Annotated in this window: 13 protein-coding genes; 11 read left to right on the plus strand and 2 right to left on the minus strand. The window is 69.0% G+C overall.

All coding sequences use genetic code 11. The annotated features are described in order from the left end of the window. Positions 1-51: 51 nt before the first annotated feature. Positions 52-2,841 carry a cation-translocating P-type ATPase gene (locus FOJ82_RS09120; RefSeq protein ID WP_185975700.1) on the minus strand — a complete coding sequence of 930 codons (2,790 nt, stop codon included), beginning with the start codon at positions 2,839-2,841 and terminating at the stop codon, positions 52-54. 125 nt (positions 2,842-2,966) lie between these two features. Here FOJ82_RS09120 and FOJ82_RS09125 point away from each other — a divergent pair, with 125 nt between their 5' ends. The 6 genes from FOJ82_RS09125 to FOJ82_RS09150 are packed head-to-tail and all read left to right on the plus strand — an operon-like array spanning position 2,967 to position 6,996. Then, complete coding sequence (locus FOJ82_RS09125) at positions 2,967-3,365, plus strand: hypothetical protein (RefSeq protein ID WP_221933086.1); 399 nt, start codon at positions 2,967-2,969, stop codon at positions 3,363-3,365. 5 nt (positions 3,366-3,370) lie between these two features. Then, positions 3,371-3,577, plus strand: a complete 207-nt coding sequence (locus FOJ82_RS09130) for a hypothetical protein (protein WP_143938174.1) — start codon at positions 3,371-3,373, stop codon at positions 3,575-3,577. Next, positions 3,577-4,512, plus strand: a complete 936-nt coding sequence (locus FOJ82_RS09135) for a serine hydrolase domain-containing protein (protein ID WP_143938175.1) — start codon at positions 3,577-3,579, stop codon at positions 4,510-4,512. Before FOJ82_RS09130 ends, FOJ82_RS09135 begins: the two co-directional genes overlap by 1 nt. A 9-nt stretch (positions 4,513-4,521) precedes the next feature. Further along, a complete protein-coding gene (locus FOJ82_RS09140; protein WP_143938176.1) occupies positions 4,522-4,986 on the plus strand; it encodes a low molecular weight protein-tyrosine-phosphatase in 465 nt (154 codons plus the stop codon). Positions 4,987-5,022: 36 nt separating this feature from the next. Further along, entirely contained in the window at positions 5,023-6,021 is a 999-nt protein-coding gene (gene argF, locus FOJ82_RS09145) for an ornithine carbamoyltransferase (protein WP_143938357.1), read from the plus strand. Between the two features lie 21 nt (positions 6,022-6,042). Then, positions 6,043-6,996: an Abi family protein gene (locus tag FOJ82_RS09150; protein ID WP_143938177.1), complete on the plus strand. Its 954-nt coding sequence runs from the start codon at positions 6,043-6,045 to the stop codon at positions 6,994-6,996. A gap of 63 nt (positions 6,997-7,059) precedes the next feature. Here the strand turns inward: FOJ82_RS09150 and FOJ82_RS09155 are convergent, their stop codons facing one another. Continuing rightward, positions 7,060-9,495 carry a bifunctional metallophosphatase/5'-nucleotidase gene (locus tag FOJ82_RS09155; protein ID WP_143938178.1) on the minus strand — a complete coding sequence of 812 codons (2,436 nt, stop codon included), beginning with the start codon at positions 9,493-9,495 and terminating at the stop codon, positions 7,060-7,062. A gap of 329 nt (positions 9,496-9,824) precedes the next feature. On the opposite strand from FOJ82_RS09155, the gene FOJ82_RS09160 reads away from it, so the two are divergent. The 5 genes from FOJ82_RS09160 to FOJ82_RS09180 all read left to right on the plus strand — a co-directional run bounded on the left by FOJ82_RS09160 (position 9,825) and on the right by FOJ82_RS09180 (position 20,096). Beyond that, a complete protein-coding gene (locus tag FOJ82_RS09160; protein ID WP_221933087.1) occupies positions 9,825-12,953 on the plus strand; it encodes a beta-xylosidase family glycoside hydrolase in 3,129 nt (1,042 codons plus the stop codon). Between the two features lie 114 nt (positions 12,954-13,067). Then, positions 13,068-16,349 carry a carbohydrate binding domain-containing protein gene (locus FOJ82_RS09165; RefSeq protein ID WP_143938179.1) on the plus strand — a complete coding sequence of 1,094 codons (3,282 nt, stop codon included), beginning with the start codon at positions 13,068-13,070 and terminating at the stop codon, positions 16,347-16,349. Between the two features lie 148 nt (positions 16,350-16,497). Next, the gene (gene pdhA, locus FOJ82_RS09170) at positions 16,498-17,595 is read left to right on the plus strand and encodes a pyruvate dehydrogenase (acetyl-transferring) E1 component subunit alpha (protein WP_246099819.1); all 1,098 of its coding nucleotides are present in this window, start codon (positions 16,498-16,500) and stop codon (positions 17,593-17,595) included. Continuing rightward, entirely contained in the window at positions 17,592-18,569 is a 978-nt protein-coding gene (locus FOJ82_RS09175; protein WP_143938180.1) for an alpha-ketoacid dehydrogenase subunit beta, read from the plus strand. The genes pdhA and FOJ82_RS09175 overlap by 4 nt, the downstream gene beginning before the upstream one ends. Before the next feature lie 27 nt (positions 18,570-18,596). Next, complete coding sequence (locus FOJ82_RS09180) at positions 18,597-20,096, plus strand: dihydrolipoamide acetyltransferase family protein (RefSeq protein ID WP_185975723.1); 1,500 nt, start codon at positions 18,597-18,599, stop codon at positions 20,094-20,096. The last annotated feature ends 16 nt before the right edge of the window (positions 20,097-20,112 follow it).

The raw sequence follows: 20,112 nt of genomic DNA on the forward strand, positions 1-20,112 counted from the left end.
AATGGGGCCATCCGGGAACGACGGCGCGGCCGAGCGTCGGCGTCGAGGCTGCTACCGGTTCCGCGCCCGGGCGCGGGCGCGGCGGCCCAGCTTGGCGAGCTCGCCGTACCAGAGCACGATGGAGGCCATCCCGAGCGCAGCCAGCCAGTGTGCCGCGTCCAGGTGCGTCGTGCCGAAGGCGACCTGCAGGAAGGGCAGCTCCACCACGGCGAACTGCAGCGCGGCGGCGAGCAGCACCGTCAGCCACAGCCACTTGTTGTCGAAGGGGCGCGAGAAGGCCGAGTGGAACTCCGAGCGGGAGTTGAAGGCGTTGAACAGCTGGGCGAACACCAGTGTGGTGAACCCGGCGGTGCGGGCCACCTCGAGTGAGTCGGAGCCACCGACCAGGCCGCCGGGCAGGAAGATGTCGATCGTCAGTAGTGTGACCGTGCCCATGACGAGTCCCATGGAGATGATCTGGAGCCACATGGAGCGGTTCAGGATGCGCTCGGACGGATGCCGTGGCGGCCGCCCCATGACGTCGCCGTCCTCGGGGTCGACGCCCATCGCGAGCGCTGGGCCGGAGTCCGTGACGAGGTTGATCCACAGGATCTGGGTGGCCAGCAGCGGCACCGCCATCGCGCTCGGGTCGTCCGGGACCGCCAGCCCGATGAAGCCTGCGAGCAGCACCCCGAAGAACACCGTCGCCACCTCGCCCATGTTGGACGACAGCAGGTAGCGCAGGAACTTGCGGATGTTGTCGTAGACGCCTCGCCCGAGGCGGACCGCGGTGACGATCGTGGCGTAGTTGTCGTCGGCCAGGATCATCTCGCTGGCCTCCTTGGTGACCTCCGTGCCGGTGATGCCCATGGCCACGCCGATGTCGGCCGACTTCAGGGCCGGGGCGTCGTTCACGCCATCGCCGGTCATCGCCACCAGCTGGTCGTCGGCCTGCAGCGCGTCGACGATGCGCAGCTTGTGCTTCGGGGCCACACGCGCGAACACGGAGACGTCGCGGGTGGCCTGCTGGAACTCCTCGTCGCTGAGCGCGTCGAGCTCGTTGCCGCTGAGGGCCCGGGCGCCCTCCTCGACGATGCCCAGGTCCGAGGCGATGCGGGCCGCGGTGACGGGGTGGTCGCCGGTGATCATGATGGTGCGGATCCCGGCCCGGTGCGCCTCGCGGATCGCGTTGGCGGCCTCGGTGCGGGGCGGGTCGATGATGCCGACGACGCCGAGCCAGACGAGAGCGTGCTCGTCGGCGTCGTCGATGACGGCGGCGTCCTCCTCGCTCAGGTCGCGGAAGGCGGTGCCGAGCGTGCGGTAGCCCTGGGCGGCGAGTTGCTCCACCGTCGCGCGGATGCCTTCCCGGCGCGCCTCGTCCATCTCCTCGACGGCGTCGCCGACCTGGATGCTGTCGCACTCCGCGAGCAGGACGTCGGGGGCACCCTTCGAGAACAGCCGGATCGCGTCCGTGCCCGCCTCGCGGCCCCCCACCGACATCAGCTTGCGCTCGGAGGTGAACGGCACCTCGCCCTCGCGACCGTAGGCCCGGACCCGGTCGGCGGTGCCCTCCAGCTTGTGCTGGGCCACCAGGAAGGCCGCCTCCGTGGGATCGCCCTGGATCTCCCAGGACTCGTCCTTCCTGAGCTGCGCGTCGTTGGCTATCGAGCCGGCTGTCAGCGCCATCCGCGCCTCACGGAGGGTGGCGTCGTCGGGCTCCCCGGTCACCTTGCCGTCGGGGTCGTAGCCGGTTCCGCTCAGGTCCAGTTCGCCGGAGGCGGTGACGACGGTGCGCAGGGTCATCTCGTTGCGGGTCAGGGTCCCCGTCTTGTCCGAGCAGATGACCGACGCCGCGCCGAGCGTCTCCACCGAGTGCAGTTCCTTCATCAGGGCGTTGTGGCCCGCGAGCGTGCGCACGCCCACCGCCAGCACCAGCGAGAGGATGGCGGGCAGGCCCTCCGGGACCGCAGCGACGGCGAGGGAGACGCCCATGAGCAGCACAGTGACGAGTTCCTCGGTGGTGTCCGCCCCGTTGACCAGCACGAGCGCTGCCATCACGACCACCGCGATGCCGAGCACGAGGATGCCGAGCATCTTGGAGACCTGCTCGATCTCCCGGTCCAGCGGCGAGGGATCCGCCTCGGTCTCGTCGAGCATCTCGGCGATGCTGCCCATCTGGGTTCCCATGCCAGTGGCGCTCACCACGGCACGACCGACGCCCTGCACCACGGAGGTGCCCTTGAACACCATGTTCGCGCGGTCGCCCAGCGCGATGCCGGCCGCAAGTGTTGCCGGGTTCTTCGTGCTGGCCTCGGACTCACCGGTCAGGGAGGCCTCCTGGACGCGCAGGCCGGTGGCGGTGAGCAGCCGGGCGTCGGCACCGACGGCGTCGCCCTCGGCCAGCACCAGCACGTCACCGGGAACCAGCTCGCTCGAGGGCACTGACCTCTGCGAGCCGTCCCTGACCACCGTCGAGTTCACGGTGGTCATCCTCTGGAGCGCGGCGACCGCGTCGGCGGCGCGGCTCTCCTGCACGTACCCGATGGCGGCGTTGGCGATGACGATGGCCGCGATGACGATGGCATCGATGGGAGCGCCGGTGGCGCCCTCGACGAACCAGGCTGCCAGCGAGATCACCATGGCGACCAGCAACAGATAGACCAGGGGCTCCTGGAACTGGCGCAGGACCTTGCGCCACGTCGGCTCCGGTGGGCTGGCCCGCAGTTCGTTCGGACCGGACTCGGCCAGTCGTCGTGCGGCCTCGTCGGAGTTGAGGCCCTTGTCGGGGTCCACCTCCAGGGCTGCCGCGACTTCGGCCGCCTCGGTGGCCTCGGGACTGTTCCCCAACGCTGCTGTGGTCACGGCTCTCCTGTATCCCCGGGGCCCCGGGGGAACGGCCCGGCACCTTCCAGCGTATCCCCAGCCTCAGAGGACCGGGCGGGATCCCGGTCGGTTAGTATCGGTGGTGAATCCTCCAGGAGTGCACCTTGACCACGCATGCTGACACCTCGACCCCAGTTCGGGCGCCGCAGGGCGCCGCCGACCGGTTCATGCGTCGGCTGTTGCGCATCTCGGGCACGGGCAAGCAGGTCGTCGGGGACGCCCACAGGGCCTTCCGTACCTCGCTCGTCGTCTCGGCCGTCCGATGTCTGGTGACCTACCTGGTGGTCCCCATCGCGGTGCCGCTGATCAGCTTCGCCGGCGTGTTCGCCGCGCCGATCGGGATCGTGCTGTGCGTCGTCGCCGTCGTCAACGGCATCCACAGCGTCCGCCGGTTCTGGAGCGCGGACCACAAGATGAAGTGGCTCTACACGTGGTTCATGGCCTTCGTGTTCCTCGTGCTGGCAGTCGCGCTGTACGCAGACATCAACAGACTGATTGGGTGAGGACCATGTCCACACGACCGCACACCGAGGAAGGCGCCGACGCGGCCGGACCCGCCCCGGAGGACGTCCCCGCCACTGAACCCGTCGAGGGCGAGGAGCAGGACGGACCCCAGTTGATCGAGGCCTTCGGCAAGGAGGCGATCATCTCGATCGCCCTGTTCATCGGCTTCGTCCTGTTCGTGATCATCTGCCTGCCCACCTACATCTTCTGATGCGCCCGACGCCGGTCCGAGTGGACCAGGGCGAGCAGCCGCCGCGGGAGCTCTCCGAGTTCGTCCGCATCATTGGGGAGACCGGGCTCGGGGTGCAGGGCATCCACCTGCGTCGGGAGGGCCACGACGACATCGAGGTGCGCTGGCGCTCGGACGACCCGATCCACGTGTTCTCCTGCTCCAAGACCTTCACCTCCCTGGCGTTCGGGATCCTGCACGGCCAGGGGCGGATCGGGCTCGACACCAGACTGGTGGACGTCGTCGAACCCGCGGGCGCCGCCGCCGACGGTGTCGACTCGATCACGATGCGCCACCTCCTGACCATGACCTCGGGCAGCAGCTCCACCGTGTTCACCGAGGAGGAGAAGCTGGCGCCCGACCTGGCCGGCCAGTTCTACGCCGCCCCGCTGCGCCACGCGCCGGGGGCGGAGTTCGAGTACTCAAACGGCTCCACCTACATGCTCGGCCGTGCCGTCGCCGCGGTGGCCGGGCGAAGCGTGCGGGACTTCCTGCTGCCCACCCTCTTCGAACCGCTCGGCATCGTGAACCCGCTGTGGGCCGCCTGTCGCGGCGGCCACAGCTACAGCGCCTACGGCCTGCACCTGCGCACCGACGAGCTCGCCCGCATGGGGCGGCTGCTGCTGCAGCGCGGGCAGTGGGACGGGCAGCAGCTCGTCCCCGCGGACTGGGTTGATGCCATGCACGACGACTGGGTCGCCACCGGCAGCGACGAGCCCGAGGCCGTCCGCTACGGGCTCGGTGTGTGGGACTGCACCCCTGAGGGCGCCTGGCGGGCAGACGGTAACCGCGGCCAGTTCGTGGTGGTGCTGCCCCACCAGCGCGCCGTGGTCACCGTGACCAGCCACGAGGAGTTCGCGATGCACGACGTGCTGCGCGCCATCTGGGACGGTGTGCTGCCCCAGCTCGGCTCCTAGGCTGGGGCGATGACCTCTCTCGTTTTCGTTTGCCTGGGCAACATCTGCCGCTCCCCGATGGCCGAGCGGGTCGCCCGCCGGGTGGCCGCCGAGCGTGGGCTGGAACTGGAGATCTCCAGCTACGCACTCTCCACCGAGGAGGCCGGCAACCCGATCGACCCGCGTGCCGCCGCAGTGCTGCAGGCCGCCGGCTACGAGACCGGCGGCCATCGCGCGCGCCAGATCAGCGCCGCCGACGTCGACTCCGCTGACCTCGTCGTTGCCGTCGAGCCGTACCAGGTGGAGCGGCTGCGCCGGATGAGCCCGGGCGCCGACCACATCCGCCTGCTGAACGACTTCAACCCCGCGATGCCGCCGGGAACCCCGCTCGAGGACCCCTGGTACGGGGACTCCGCGGGCTTCCACGCCACGCTCGCCGACGTCGAGGCCGCCATCCCCGGAATCCTCGACGAGGTGCTTGCCGCGGCCCGCTAGTCTGCTGTCTTGCGCAAGCGACGAAAGGGCCGGCTCATGGGAGACCTCAGGGGACGCAGCTTCACCAAGGAACTCGACTTCACCAGCGACGAGTGGCGCTCGCTGCTGGAGCTGTCCGCGGAGCTGAAGGCCGCCCGTCGCGAGGGTCGGGAGGTGCAGCGGCTGCAGGGCCGCAACGTCGCCCTGATCTTCGAGAAGACCTCCACCCGCACCCGCTGCGCCTTCGAGGTTGCGGTGGCCGAGCAGGGTGGCCGGACCACTTACCTGGACCCGGCTGGATCCCAGGTCGGCCACAAGGAGTCCGCGGCCGACACCGCACGCGTCCTGGGCCGCTGGTACCACGGCATCGAGTACCGCGGCGCCGCCCAGGCCACGGTGGAGACCCTCGCCGAGTATGCCGGGGTGCCCGTGTTCAACGGCCTCACCGACGACTGGCACCCGACGCAGATGCTCGCCGACCAGCTGACGATGACCGAGCACTCCGGCAAGCCCCTGGAACAGGTCAGCTACGCCTTCATCGGGGACGTCCGCAACAACGTGGGCAACTCCACGCTCATCTCCGCGGCCATGATGGGATCGGACATCCGCATGGTGGCCCCCGAGCAGCAGCAGACGGCACCCGAGGTCCTCGAACGGGCGCACGAGATCGCCGCCGCCACCGGCGCCCGGATCACCGTGACCGACGACGTCGCCGCCGGCGTGGCCGGGGTGGACTTCGTCTCCACCGACGTGTGGGTCTCCCTGGGCGAGCCCAAGGAGCTGTGGGCCGAGCGCATCGAGCTGTTGCGGCCCTACCAGGTCAACGCGGAACTGCTGGCGCTCACCGGGAACCCAGACGTGAAGTTCATGCACTGTCTGCCGGCCTTCCACGACCGGGCCACGACGGTGGGGGAGGAGCTGTATCGGGCCACCGGCCTGGATGCCCTCGAGGTGACCCACGACGTGTTCGAGTCGGACGCCAGCATCGTGTTCGACCAGGCCGAGAACCGCATGCACACCATCAAGGCCGTCCTGGTCGCCACCCTGGCCGACTGAGCGGACCGATAGGCTCCGGCCATGGGCAACGGCAGGGGAGGCGGGCACTTCAACAAGCCGCCCCTGAGCAGCGCGGAACTGGTGGACCTGCTCGTGGCCCGAGGGCTCGTCGTCGATGACAGGTCGCTCGCCCGGGAGGCACTGTTCCACATCGGCTACTACCGGCTCGCGCCCTACCTGCGCCCGTTCGAGCGCCAGGGCGGCAGGCACGAGATCGCGCCCGGCACCACCTTCGCCGACGTGCTGTCCCTGTACTCGTTCGACCGCGACCTCCGGCTGCTGGCCATGGACTCGTTGGCGCGCATCGAGATCGCCTTCCGGGCCGCTCTCAGCGAGGTGATGAGTCAGGTGGACAGCGACTCCCACTGGTACACCAGGCCCCACTACTTCGCCGACGCCAACGACTTCAGGGTGCTGCAGGGAAACGTGGCGCAGGCCCTCGAGCAGCCGTTCCCCGCCCTGCAGGACTACCTGCGCCGCTACCGCACCCCCGAACTGCCGCCGTCGTGGCTGATGGTCGAGGTGCTGAGCATCGGGCAGCTGAACCGGGTGCACAAGGCGCTGAAGCAGCCGGCGCACCGTCGAGCCGTCGCCAGGGGGATGGGCTCGACCGACAACCTGCTCTCGTCATGGCTCGACGTGTTCGTGCGCCTGCGCAACCTCGCGGCCCACCACGAGCGGATGTGGGACGTCCGGCTGGAGCGCTACCCACAGGTGCCGGAGGGCGAGGCTGTCGAGTGGCCCCGGCACTGGGACCGGCTGCTCGAGGAGTCGGCCAAGACCATGTACTGCGTCCTGTCGGCGGTGCAGTCGACGCTGTTCACCGTGTCGCCGACCAGCCCGTGGGCCGGCGAGCTCGCGTCCCTGCTGGCGGGCCGGGAGTTGGAGCGGGAGACGATGGGCTTCCCGGCCGACTGGACCGAGGACCCGTTCTGGGCCCGGGCCATCGCCGCCGCAGATCCCGGGTCGTTCTAGCGCCACGAAGGGGCCGGGCCCGGGGCCCGACCCCTCCGGGATCGTCAGGTACCGCTCAGCCGGTCAGCTGAACCTCACGATGTTGTTGAACACCCACTTCGTCTCCGGCACGTAGTTGTAGCCGCCGTCGGCGCGGGCGATGGAGGACACCACTCGAGCCTGGACGTAGGAGCGGCAACCGTTCTTGCCGGTGCTGGCCGTGTCGCACTCGGTGCGCCACATGCGGCCGTCGGTGGCGGTCCACTGACCTGTGTAGCCCAGCGGGTTGTTGGCCCACGCGCTGCGTGCCATCGGCAGGTAGGTCAGGTTGTTGAAGGTCCAGGCGTTGCGCTTGAACACCTCACCGTTGACCAGGTCCACCTGGGTGGCCCAGATCAGGGTCCAGCAGCGCTCGGTCTGCGAGTACGGCTCGCAGGCGGTCATCCACTGGCGCCCGTTGTGGTGGTGCAGGCCCGGGGTGGTGTAGACGTCGAACGGCTCCTCGGGCTCCACCGGGTCCGCGGTCAGTGCCACGGTGGCCGGCAGGTAGATCTCGGTGCCGGAGGGCTCCACGACCAGTGTGACGATGTGCTCGCCCGCCGCCAGGTCGGTGCCCTGTGCAACGGCGAGGTTGACCGTCGCGACACCATCGGTGACAGCCCCGCCGCCCACGAGTTCGTCGCCGATCCAGGCGCTGACGTTGGTGTTGGGCAGCTGCGGGGAAACCCTCTCGCCCTCTGCGTCGAGCAGCATGTCGAGGGTGTCGGTCTGCATGCCGCCCTCGAGCGGCTGGCCGAGGGTGATCTCCACCGGTGCTGCACCCTCGGTCAGCGTGCCGATCTCACCCATCACGGAGACGCCGCGCTTGGAGTAGTCGGGGCTCAGGGCATCGCCCGCACCGATCCACTCGACCCAGGCCTCGAGGTCCACCCGGCCGGTGTCGGCCGTGTTGACGCCGTTGGCGAACTCGTGGAAGTTGTCGCCACCGGCGATCAGGAACGAACCCGAGCCGACGGTGTAGAGCTTCGCCATGTCGATCGGCTCACCGTTGATGGAGATCGAGGTGATCCGGTCGCCCCAGGCGCGGGACTCGTCCATGGTGTAGGTGACGTTGGAGGACAGGCCCAGCGCCAGGAACGGACGGCTCGGGGACTCCTCGTACTCCTCGCCGTTCGCGTCGCGCTGCCACTGCTGCTCGAGCACCTTCTTGAACTGCTCGCCGGTGACCTGCGTGGTCATCAGGGAGTTCGCGAACGGGAGCACCAGTGCGGCCTCCTCGTAGGTGATGATGCCGCGGTCGAAGCTGGTTCGGGTGCCGCCCGGGTTCTGGACACCGATGAACTCGGGGTCGCCGGCGCCGAGCTGCTCGAAGAACATCTCTGCCACCAGGTTCGACATCGGGGACTCGACGTTGCGGGTGCCGGAGCCACCGGAGCCGGGAGTGCTGACGGCCTCGTTGGCGAAGCCGACGCCCACCGAACCCTCGACGGCAGCGACCTCGATGGCCTCGTCGGTGATGTCACGGATCTCCTGGATCACCGGTGAGGTGCTGGCGGACGAGTCGCCGGGATCGACGACGGAGATGTCGGTGAAGCCGCAGTACTCGTCCGCGGCGTTGACGCCGATCTCGATCTTCATCAGGTGCTCGGCGTACTGGCCGGCCTGCACGATCGGGGTGCCGTTGGCCGTCTCCCAGTCGTAGAGCTGGTGGGTGTGGCCGTTGAGGATCAGGTCGACGTCGGCGGACAGGGCCTCGGCGATGTTCGCGAACGCGCCACTGGCGGCGATGTTCTCCTCGATGGTCGCGTCGCCGTTGGGGGCGCCCTCGTGGAGGGAGGCGATCACGAAGTCGACGCCGGCCGGCAGGTCGGCGATGGTCTCGTTGATGGCCTCGACGGGGTTCTCGACGGTGAGGCCCTCGATCCCGGCGGGGGAGACCAGGCTGGGTAGTGCCCCGGTGACGGCGCCGATGACGGCGATCGTGATGCCGCCCTTGTCGAAGGTCGTGTAGGCGGTGAGCCCGTCGGGGATGTCACCCGAGGCGTCCTTGACGTTGGCCACGATCATCGGGTGGCTCACGTACGGGACCACGCGGTCCAGGAGGTCCGCGGCGCCCTTGTCGAACTCGTGGTTGCCCGTGGTGGCCGAGTCAAGCCCGATGGCGTTGAGGATGTCCAGCGTGGGGATGTCGTCCTGGATCATCGATACGAAGGTGGAGCCGCCGATGTCGTCGCCGTTGCTGATGAGGGCGACGTGGTCCGCGCCGATCGTGGCGCGCTCGTCCTCCACCGGCGTGAACAGGTCGGCGGCGGTGTAGACGTTCGCGTCGGAGCGCTCGTCGTACTGGCCCACACGACCGTGGAAGTCGTTGTAGCTGAAGATGCTGACGGTGTCGTCCGGTGCCTCGCACATGGTGGCGGCGTTGGCCACCACAGGTGCCGCAACCGTGCCGAGGGTGAGGCCGCCCAGCACCATTGCCGGTGCGGCCATCCCCGCCGTCAGGCGTCGGGAAAGTTTCATCGTGTTCTTCTTTCCTGTTGGGCATCGAGCGATGCCATCTTGTGTCCTTGACGACACTCTCGTTGGCGCCGAGCGTTTGGTCAAGGGGTTAAGGTGTCGTTCACCTGCGAGTCACCGCGACGTCACCCGAAGGCTGTTTTCCACGTCGAAAAGCGCCCCTCGAGCCCCTTCCGACGACGTCAGCCGGCGGCCGCGATTCGCCCCTTCCGGTGAACCAACCGACCACTTGCGCCCAACCCTTGACGCCCGAGGTTTATCGGTATACCTTCGCTGTGTTCCCGGTAACATTCGTCCCGGGTGCTCTACAGACGCAGGCAAAGGAGCTTGTCATGGTGAATCGAGAGTCCCGCCCCGCAATGCGTGTGCTGCTCCTGGTCCTCGGGCTGGTGATCGGTGGCTCCCTGCTCGGCCCGCCGGCCGCAGCCGAGGACCCCGACGTGGTGCGGAGCCTTACCAGCACCGACGGGGGCGACGGCACCTACACGGTTCCGGTGCTGAACTCCGACGTGCCCGACGTCAGCGTGGCGCGGGTGCCGGCCGCCGAGAGCGGTGAGGGCCGAGACGTCTACTACATGCTCAGCACGACGATGCACCTCAGTCCTGGCGCCCCAATCATGAAGTCCTACGACCTGGTCAACTGGGAGATCGTCAACTACGTCTACGACCGACTGGCGATGGGCGACGCGTCGTCGCTGCGCAACGGTCAGAACTCATACGGAGCCGGCCAGTGGGCCGGGTCGCTGCGCTACCACGACGGCCGGTTCTACGTCGCCTTCAACACCAACAACGTCGGTGGTGCCTACATCTTCTGGACCGACGACGTCGAGGACGGCGCCTGGACGCGGATCGCGCTGGGCCGCGGCTTCCACGACATGTCGCTGTTCTTCGACGAGGCCGACGGAGGCACGCCGTATGTGTTCTACGGAGGCGGTAGCACCAGCGCCGTGCAGCTCAGCGAGGACCTCACCACGGTGGTGGCCGAGTACCCGGACATCACCACCCACACGGACCACGACCTACCGGCGATGACCCCCGCCTACGAGGGGCAACAGGTCTTCTGGTTCGACGGCTACTACTACATCCCCACGATCACGTGGCCCCCGGGCGGCGGGCGGCAGGTGGTCCTGCTCCGCTCGGAGGAACTCCTGGGTCGATACACCTCCGAGGACGGGCGCAACACCTACGAGGCCAGGAGCGTCCTCGACTCCGACGGCTTCGCCCAGGGCAGTCTCGTGCCCGTGACCACCGACGGGGAGACGGTCTGGCACGGCTTCTTCTTCCGCGACACATTCCCGGTCGGCCGCATTCCCGCGCTGATCCCCGCCACCTGGAGCCAGGGCTGGCCCACCTTCGGCGACGAGGGCCGGGTGCGGCTCGGCGACGAGTTCCAGCACCTGGTGACGCTGCCGCCCGAGCTGGCCGCGGCGCAGCGGCTCAAGAGCGTCGTGACCTCCGACGACTTCCGCAACGATGCACCCCACAAGCCATTCCGCGACGAGCAGTGGGACCTGCCGGCGGCCCCCGAGGTCGACGAGTCCCTCATCGGGGTGGAACTTCTCGGCAACGGCGACTTCGAGAGCGGCGAGGTAGCCCCGTGGGCGGTGCAGTACACCGCAGACCTGGAGGTGGCCGCTGTCGACGGCTCCCAGGTGCTGGCAGTCTCCGGACGCGTCAACAACGGCTCCGGCCCCGGCCAGGTGCTCGACGGCAAGGTGCGAAACGGCGTGACCTACTCGTCGTCGATGCGCGTGCGCTACGACGAGGGGCCCGACACGATGCGATTCATCATCGGCCTCAGCTACGGCGGCGGCATCAAGCAGGCTGCCAGCGCCGTCGCAGTGAGGGGGGAGTGGACTGACGTGGCGGGCCAGTTCGCCGTCCCCGACGGCGACGATGTGAGCGACATCACGCTGGTGGTCGAGACCCCCTGGGGGCCGAACCAGACGCCGGCCGACCAGGTGGACTACCTGGTCGACGACATCTCCTTCATCGGCCGGGCCGGCGTGGTGGAGCAGCCGGTGGAGGCGGAGTACGCCCACAACGGCTCGAACCTGGACCTGGCCTGGCAGTGGAACCACAACCCGGACAACCGCTACTGGTCCCTGACCGAGCGCCCGGGGTGGTTGCGACTGACCAACGGCCACACCGTCAGCGGGAACGCCGTCTACACCAAGGCGCCCGCCAGGGAACTCGCCCACTTCGAGGAGGCCCGCAACACGCTCTCGCAGCGAACGTTCGGGCCCAGGGCCTCGGCCGAGATCAGCCTCGACGTTTCGGGCATGCTCGACGGCGACGTCGCGGGGCTGGCCACCTACACCCGAAGTTTCGCCTACGCCGGCGTCAAGCGCGTCGACGGCGAACTCACCCTGGGCGTGGTGCAGCGGCTGCAGCCGTTCAGCGACTCCTTCGACCAGTCCGCCGCAGAGGCGTTCGTGCCCGGCTCCACCGTCGCCCTCGGCACGGCCACCGACGTGCACCTGAAGGCCGATGCGGACTTCGAGAGCAGTCCAGGCCAGCTGTGGGTGCAGTTCCGCTATTCCCTCGACGGCCGCACCTGGGAGGACCTGGGCAGCCCCGCAGGTCCGCTGACCATGGACTGGAGCCTGTCCCACTTCATGGGGTACCGGTTCGGCATCTTCAACTACGCCCTGGAGCGCACCGGTGGGCGCGTGGACGTTGACCACTACCTGCTCAGCGGAACCCTGAGCGCCGACGGCGTCGCCCTCGACCGCAGCCTGCTGGACGCCTCCGTCGCCGCAGCCCGGACCCTCGACCAGACCGGCCTGACAGCGGCGCAGGCCGAGCAGCTGGGGGAGGCCCTGACCGCAGCGGAAGCCGTGGGGTCACCGTCGACGCAGAACCAGATCGACGCACCCGCCCAGGCGCTGGCGGCCGTCGTCGCCCAGCTCCGGGCTGATCTGGCGACGGTGCCGACGCCCTCCCCGAGTCCGACACCGCCCCCGACTCCTGAGCCATCCCCGACCGGGAGCCCGGCGCCGACGCCCTCGACGGCTCCGCCCTCGCCCCCGGCGGCGGTGCAGGTGGACGTCTACAGCACCCCGGGCTTCCACCGGGTGAACGGGCGCACCTGGCACACCACCTGCGAGCCGTACTCGCAGACCCAGCGGTGCCGCACGGACATCTGGGCCACCGCCGTTCGGATGGTCGACGGCGAGTTCGTCGGGAACACCGGGTGGCAGTTCAACAACCTGACCTACCTACCCCTGCTGCCCCGGGCCTCCTGGGCGCAGAACCCCCTCGGGTACTCCGGCGAGTGGACCTCGTCCGAGGGGCGCCGCTGGCGCACGGAGTGCGACACCGCCAACACCGGCCGCGGTGGGTGCCGCAGCTACATCTGGACGGACCTGGTGGTCTCCCGACAGGGGACCGACGGCGCCTGGACCCACCGCGCCGGCCGCGACTGGGTGTTCAACAACCAGGTCAGGTTCAGCAGTTGACGTGGCCCGGGTGGGCTCCTCCCCACCCGGGTCGCCAGGACGGCCCGTGAGGGTCCGTCGACCGGGGACCACCGCCGGTGTTCCCCCGCAACCCATTGCATCGAAGGAGAAGCAGTGACAAGCAGCAGACAGCGCAGGAGAATGCGCAGCCCGGGCTCGCGGGCCTTCCTGGGGATGAGCGTGATCGCGCTCGTCGCCACCACAGCCGTCACCCTCCCGCCCGCGATGGCGGCGCCGGGTGACAACATCGTCACGAACCCCGGATTCGAGGAGGGCACCACTGGCTGGGCGCCCTCTGCCGGGGGGCAGTTCGCCCTGAGCGACGATGCCGCATCGGGCGAGAACAGTGGCGCCCTGACCAACCGCACCGCCTTCTACGACGGCCTCAGGGGTACGTTCACCGAGGCCCTGGCGCACGACGGCCAGTACTTGGTGACCGCCAAGGTCAAGCACACCACCGGCCAGGACAACGAGCCGTTCGGGTTCGCCTACTGCCCGGCCTCCGGGTCCTGCGTCGCGGCCGCCGGGGCGATCAAGCAGGTCGCCAAGGATGGCTGGTCCGAGTACTCGCTGGAGTTCGTCCCCGAGGCGTCGACGAACTACGGCGAAGAGCACGCCACTACCGTGTTCTCGCACTTCCAGTTCGAGACCCCCTGGTCCTCGACGGTCGACTTCCTGATCGACGACGTCAGCGTCGTCCGGCTGGACACCCCCGCGGGGATCCTCCCGGCGGGCACCTTCGAGGAGGGCAACCACGAGGGTTGGTACATCGTCGACGGCCGCGAGGGCGCACTCGAGATCACCTCGCCCGGCTCCGAGTCGGAGTCCGCGCTGCGGATCACCGGCCGCACCCAGACCAACACCGGACCCTCGGCGGCCGTCGCGGGAGCACTCGAGGAGGGCGCCACCTACCGCCTCGAGGCGGACCTGCGCTACACCGGTGGCAACGAGACGCAGGGCTTCGCCTTCACGATCTGCGACGCGAACTTCACCTATGGCATCTGCCTCAACGCGGTGTCCAGGACCGCCACGCAGGGGGAGTGGACCAGCTTCGACGGCGAGTTCGTCGCCAACGTCCCGAACGCCGGCGTGGGTGGCGTGGACGACTGGGCCCACGCCTTCTTCGAGACCGACTGGACCGGCGAGCCCGGCGCGGCGGACCTCGTGGACTTCGAGATCGACAACGTCTCGCTGGTGAAGGTCCAGGACCCGGCACCCGAGCCGGTGGAGGGCGAGAAGTCGCCCGTCGAGGACATCCAGGCCAAGCCGGTCGGCGACCACAACCCGCTGATGGGCCACAAGTTCGGCGCCGACCCGCACCACGTCGTGTTCAACGGGCGCCTCTACATCTACTCCACCAGCGACGACCAGCAGTACCGCACCGCCGAGAAGCGGGCCAACGGACTGCCGGTGCGCGACGGCGGCTACGACCGCATCAACCACCTCAACGTCATCTCCACCGATGACATGGTCAACTGGGTCGATCACGGCGAGGTCCCTGTGGCCGGCATGGACGGCGTCGCGACGTGGGCCGGCAACTCGTGGGCCCCGGCCGCGGTGTCGGCAGACCTGGACGGCGACGGCGACGAGGAGGTCTACCTGTACTTCTGCAACGGCGGGTCCGGCACCGGTGTCATCGTCGGCGGCTCGCCGCTGGGTCCCTGGGAGGATCCCAACGGCAAGATGCTGATCAGCCAGAACAACCCGATCCAGTTCCCGGGCGGCATGTGGCTGTTCGACCCGGAGGTCTTCGTCGACGACGACGGCCAGCCGTACCTGTACTTCGGCGGCAACTGGGACTTCGCGCAGGACCCGTACCACCCGAAGTCCACCCGCGTGGTCAAGCTGGACCCGAACGACTACTCCAAGCTCGCCGACCCGACGGGCGCGGGGATCACCGTCATCGACGGTCCCGGGATGTTCGAGGCCTCCTCGATGTTCAAGCGCAACGGCACGTACTACTACTCGTACTCGTCGAACTTCGCCGTGGGCAACTCCCAGTACGACGACAAGATGATCGAGGGCCAGGACTACCCCGGCGCCGGACAGATCGCCTACATGATGTCCGACGACCCGATGGACCTCACCAGGGAGAAGTACGCGGGCACCCTGTTCGCGTCGCACGGCAAGTGGTTCCCGGGCTCGGGAGGCAACAACCACTCCGACGTGTTCAACTACCAGGGCAAGACCTACTTCACCTACCACACGCAGGTGATGGGGCTGGCGTGGGGCGAGGAGCTCAACAACGGCAACGTGGTCAACTACCGCAGCGTGCACCTCGACGAGGTCGAGTTCAACGAGGACGGCACCATCAAGGAGGTCGAGGGCACCAACGCCGGCGTCGAGCAGATCAAGGACTTCGACCCGTACCGCACCTTCGAGGCGGAGACCCTGGCCTGGCAGCTGGGTGTGCGCACCGAGCAGGTGGACATCGCCTCCGTCGAGTTCCCGGAGCACAACGAGAACGGCAACACCGTCATCACCAAGATCGACGACGGCGACTTCACCGGGATCTCTTCGGTGGACTTCGGCGACGGTGCCGCGAGCGTCACTGCGCGGGTCAAGCCGCTCGTCGACGACACCACGATCGAGGTCCGGCTGGACTCCGAGACCGGGCCCGTCGTCGCCACCATCGGCGTGGACGCAACGGTGGGCGAGTGGAGCGACGTCACCGCCGACGTGACCGGGGCCGAAGGGGTGCACGACCTGTTCTTCGTGTTCCACGGACCGCAGGACCAGCGCCTCATCGAGGTCGACAACTGGGCCTTCGAGACGGCCGAGCCGGGGGAGCCGAGCCAGACACCCACCCCGGATCCGAGCCCGACTCCCACCCCGGATCCGAGCCCGACTCCCACCCCGGATCCGAGCCCGACTCCCACCCCGGATCCGAGCCCGACTCCCACGCAGGACCCGACGGCGACCCCCACCGGCGCCCCGAGCGCCACGCCCACCGTGCCGCCGAGCACCCCGTCGGGGGCCGTGGACGTCTACTCGACGCCCGGCTTCCACAAGGTGAACGGCCGGACCTGGCACACCGAGTGCGAGCCGTACTCGCAGACGGTGCGCTGCAACACCTCCATCTGGGGCACGACCGTCACCCGCAGTGGCGGGAGCTACGTGCAGACGACGGGTTGGCAGCACAACAACCTGACCTACCTGCCGATGATGAAGCGTGCGCAGTGGGCGCAGAACCCACTCGGGTACACCAACGAGTGGACCTCGGCCGAGGGCAGGCAGTGGCGCACCGAGTGCGACACGGCCAACACCGGCCGCGGCGGCTGCCGCAGCTACATCCTCTCGGACCTGATCCAGGCCTCCCCGGCACCGGACGGTTCGACCACGTTCACCCTCGAGCGTGACTGGGTGTTCAACAACATGGTGAGGTTCAAGAACTGACCCCACCGACGCAGGGCCCCGACCTCCTCGAGAGGTCGGGGCCCTGTGCGTGTCGGCGGCCAGCGGCGGAAACGCGGGGCGAAGCTGGAATCTGAATCTACGGTTGCGTAAGCTACGGGACCGTAACCCAATCGGAAGGGGACACCCCGTGCGCGGACAGAGCGACCAGATGGTCCAGTTGCTGACTCCCGAGGGTCGACGTGTCACGAACGACGAGTTCGAGTGGCGCGGCACCGACGACGACCTCGTCGGGCGGCTGCGTGACATGACGCTGACCAGGCGGTTCGACAACGAGGCCACTGCGCTGCAGCGCAAGGGCGAACTCGGGGTCTGGCCACCGTCGCTGGGCCAGGAGGCCGCGCAGGTGGGCTCGGCCCGGGCCCTTGCACCGAAGGACACGGTCTTCCCGAGCTACCGCGAGCACGGCGTCGCCCTCTGCCTCGAGGTGCCCCTGAAGCAGTTGATCGCCCTGTTTCGCGGCACCGACGCCGGCGACTGGGAGATGCTCGACCGCTTCCGCAACTACCAGATCATCATCGGTGCACAGACGCTGCACGCGACCGGTTACGCAATGGGGCTGCAGTTCGACGGGCTCGTCGGCAACCCGGACCCAGCCGACAACGCGGCCGTGATCGCCTACCACGGCGACGGCGCCTCCTCGCAGGGCGATGTCAACGAGTCCTTCATCTTCTCCGCCAGCTACAACGCCCCGGTCGTGTTCTTCTGCCAGAACAACCAGTGGGCCATCTCGGAACCGATGACGCTGCAGTCCCGGATCCCGCTGTTCGAACGGGCCCGCGGCTTCGGCTTCCCGGGCGTGCAGGTCGACGGCAACGACGTGCTGGCCGTGCAGGCCGTCACGGAGTGGGCCCTCGAGCGGGCCCGCAACGGTGAGGGGCCGACCTTCATCGAGGCCTTCACCTACCGCATGGGCGCCCACACCACCGCCGACGACCCGACGAAGTACCGTCGCGACGAGGAGACCCAGGAGTGGGCCGGGCGGGACCCGATCAAGCGCCTCACCGCATACTTGCGTGAGCAGGGCGCCATCGACGACGCACACCTGGCCCGCCTCGAGGAGGAGTCCAAAGACTTCGGCTCCGAGATCCGCTCGTGGGTGGACCAGCTGAGGGTGCGGACCATGGACGAGCTGTTCGACAACGTCTACGCGGACAACACCGTGGAGCTCGAGGCCCAGCGCCGCGAGTACGCGGAGTACAACGCCGGATTCGAGGAGGCGCTGTGAGTGAGACCCTGACCCTGGCGAAGGCCCTCAACCGCGGCCTGCGGCGCTCGCTGCAGGCGGACCCGAAGGTCCTGCTGGCCGGTGAGGACATCGGCAAGCTCGGTGGCGTGTTCCGGATCACCGAGGGCCTGCAGGCCGAGTTCGGCGAGAACCGGGTGATCGACTCGCCGCTGGCCGAGTCCGGCATCGTCGGCACCGCCGTCGGCCTGGCGATGCGCGGCTACCGGCCCGTGGTGGAGATCCAGTTCGACGGCTTCGTGTTCCCGGCGTTCGACCAGATCGTCACGCAGGTGTCCAAGATGCACGCCCGCACGGCCGGCCGCGTACCGATGCCGATCGTGATCCGCATCCCCTACGGAGGCGCGATCGGCTCGATCGAGCACCACGGCGAGTCGCCAGAGAGCTACTTCGTGCACACCCCTGGCATCAAGGTGGTGGCCTGCTCCAACCCGAACGACGCGTACTGGATGATCCAGCAGGCCATCTCCTCCGACGACCCGGTGGTCTTCCTCGAGCCGAAGCGCCGCTACCACGCCAAGGACCAGGTGAACTTCTCCGCGCGGCCGCAGCCGATGCACCAGGCCGACATCATCCGCCACGGCACCGACGCCACCCTGCTCACCTACGGCTCGATGGTCAGGACCTGCCTCGACGCGGCCGCGCTCGCCGCGGAGGAGGGGACCTCCCTCGAGGTGGTGGACCTGCGCACCCTCAGCCCCATCGACTGGGTGACCATCACCGCGTCGGTGCGGCGCACCCGCCGCGCCGTCGTCGTGCACGAGGCCCAGCGCACACTTGGCCTCGGCGCCGAGATCGCCGCAAGATTGCACGAGGACCTCTTCTACGTGATGGAATCTCCCGTGAAGCGGGTCACCGCCTACGACATGCCCTACCCGCACTCGAAGGTGGAGGACGAGTTCCTCCCCTCCGTGGACCGAATCCTGGACGCCGTCGACGCGTCCCTCGCCTACTAGGAGCCTGTGATGCTGCGAAAGTTCCTGCTGCCGGACCCGGGCGAGGGCCTCGTCGAGGCCGAGATCGTCGCCTGGCGGGTCGCCGAGGGCGACATCGTCGAGGTCAACGACGTGCTCGTGGAGATCGAGACGTCAAAGTCGCTGGTGGAGCTGCCCTCGCCGTGGGCGGGCACCATCAAGTCCCTGCTGGTGGCCGAGGGCACCACCGTCGAGGTGGGCGCCGCGATCATCGAGCTGGACGACGGTGTCGCAGAGAGCGTCGAGACAGAGGCCCCAGCGCCCAACCTGGTGGGGACCGGTCCCTCGGAGGCGCCGCGCTCGCGCCGTCGCGGGCGCCGTCGCGAAGAGCCGTCCGAGGTCAGCCAGGCCATCAGCGACTCCTACGAGCCCCACGAGCCCGGCCGCCGCCCGGACGAGGTGCACCCGGCCGGGGAGGTGCACGCCCAGCCCGTCGGGGACCCGCTCCCCACCGCGGGCAAGGCCCCCACCGAGTCCACGCTGGTGCTCGCCTCCGACCCGACGGCGGTGCGCGCCAAGCCCCCGATCCGCAAGTACGCCAAGGACCTCGGCGTCGACCTCGGCACCGTGGTCGGCTCCGGGCCGGACGGCACCATCACGCGCGCCGACGTCGAGGCCGCAGTCGCGTTCCAGCGCCTGGCCGACGAGCCGCGCCAGGGCCGGATCGTCAACGACCACTCCACCTTCCAGCGCGAGTCCCGGCAGGACACGTTCCCGCCCGGTGGCGGCTACGGCCCCTTCGGCGCCGGTTCCGGGTTCGGGGCCGGTGGCGGTGCCCAGTCGGACCCGTTCAACGGGCGGCAGGAGCGTCGCGTCCCGATCCGCGGCGTGCGGAAGGCGACCGCGGAGAACCTGGTGCGCTCGGTCAACACGCACGTGCACGTCACCGAGTGGATCACCATCGACGTCACGCCGACGATGGACTTCGTCGAGAAGCTGAAGAACCGGCGCGAGTTCACCGGACTGCGGATCTCGCCGCTGCTGGTCTACGCCAAGGCCATCTGCCTGGCGCTGGCCCGCAACCCGGACCTGAACACGTCCTGGGACGAGGAGAACCAGGAGATCGTCTACCACCCCGGCGTGAACCTGGGCGTCGCCGCGGCCACCCCTCGCGGTCTGATGGTGCCGAACATCAAGAACGCCGACCAGTTGAGCCTGATCGAGTTGTGCCGAGCGATCAACCAGCTCGTGGCGGTCTCCCGGGAGGGCAAGCTGCAGCCCGGTGACTACACCGGCGGCACGTTCACCATCACCAACGTCGGGGTCTTCGGCGTCGACGCGGGCACGCCCATCATCAACGGCAACGAGTCCGCGATCTTCTGCATGGGCGCCATCCAGCGGCGCCCGTGGGTGGTGGAGACCAACGGGGTCGAGGAGGTGGTCCCGCGCTCGGTGACCACGCTCGCGATCGCCTTCGACCACCGCATCATCGACGGGGAGCAGGGCTCGCAGTTCCTGCACGACGTCGCCGAGATCCTCGCCGAGCCGGCACTCGCACTGCTGTTCTGAGCGCCACTGGATGGAC

This window comes from Tessaracoccus rhinocerotis, assembly GCF_007197885.1.
In the GTDB taxonomy this organism is placed as follows: domain Bacteria; phylum Actinomycetota; class Actinomycetes; order Propionibacteriales; family Propionibacteriaceae; genus Arachnia; species Arachnia rhinocerotis.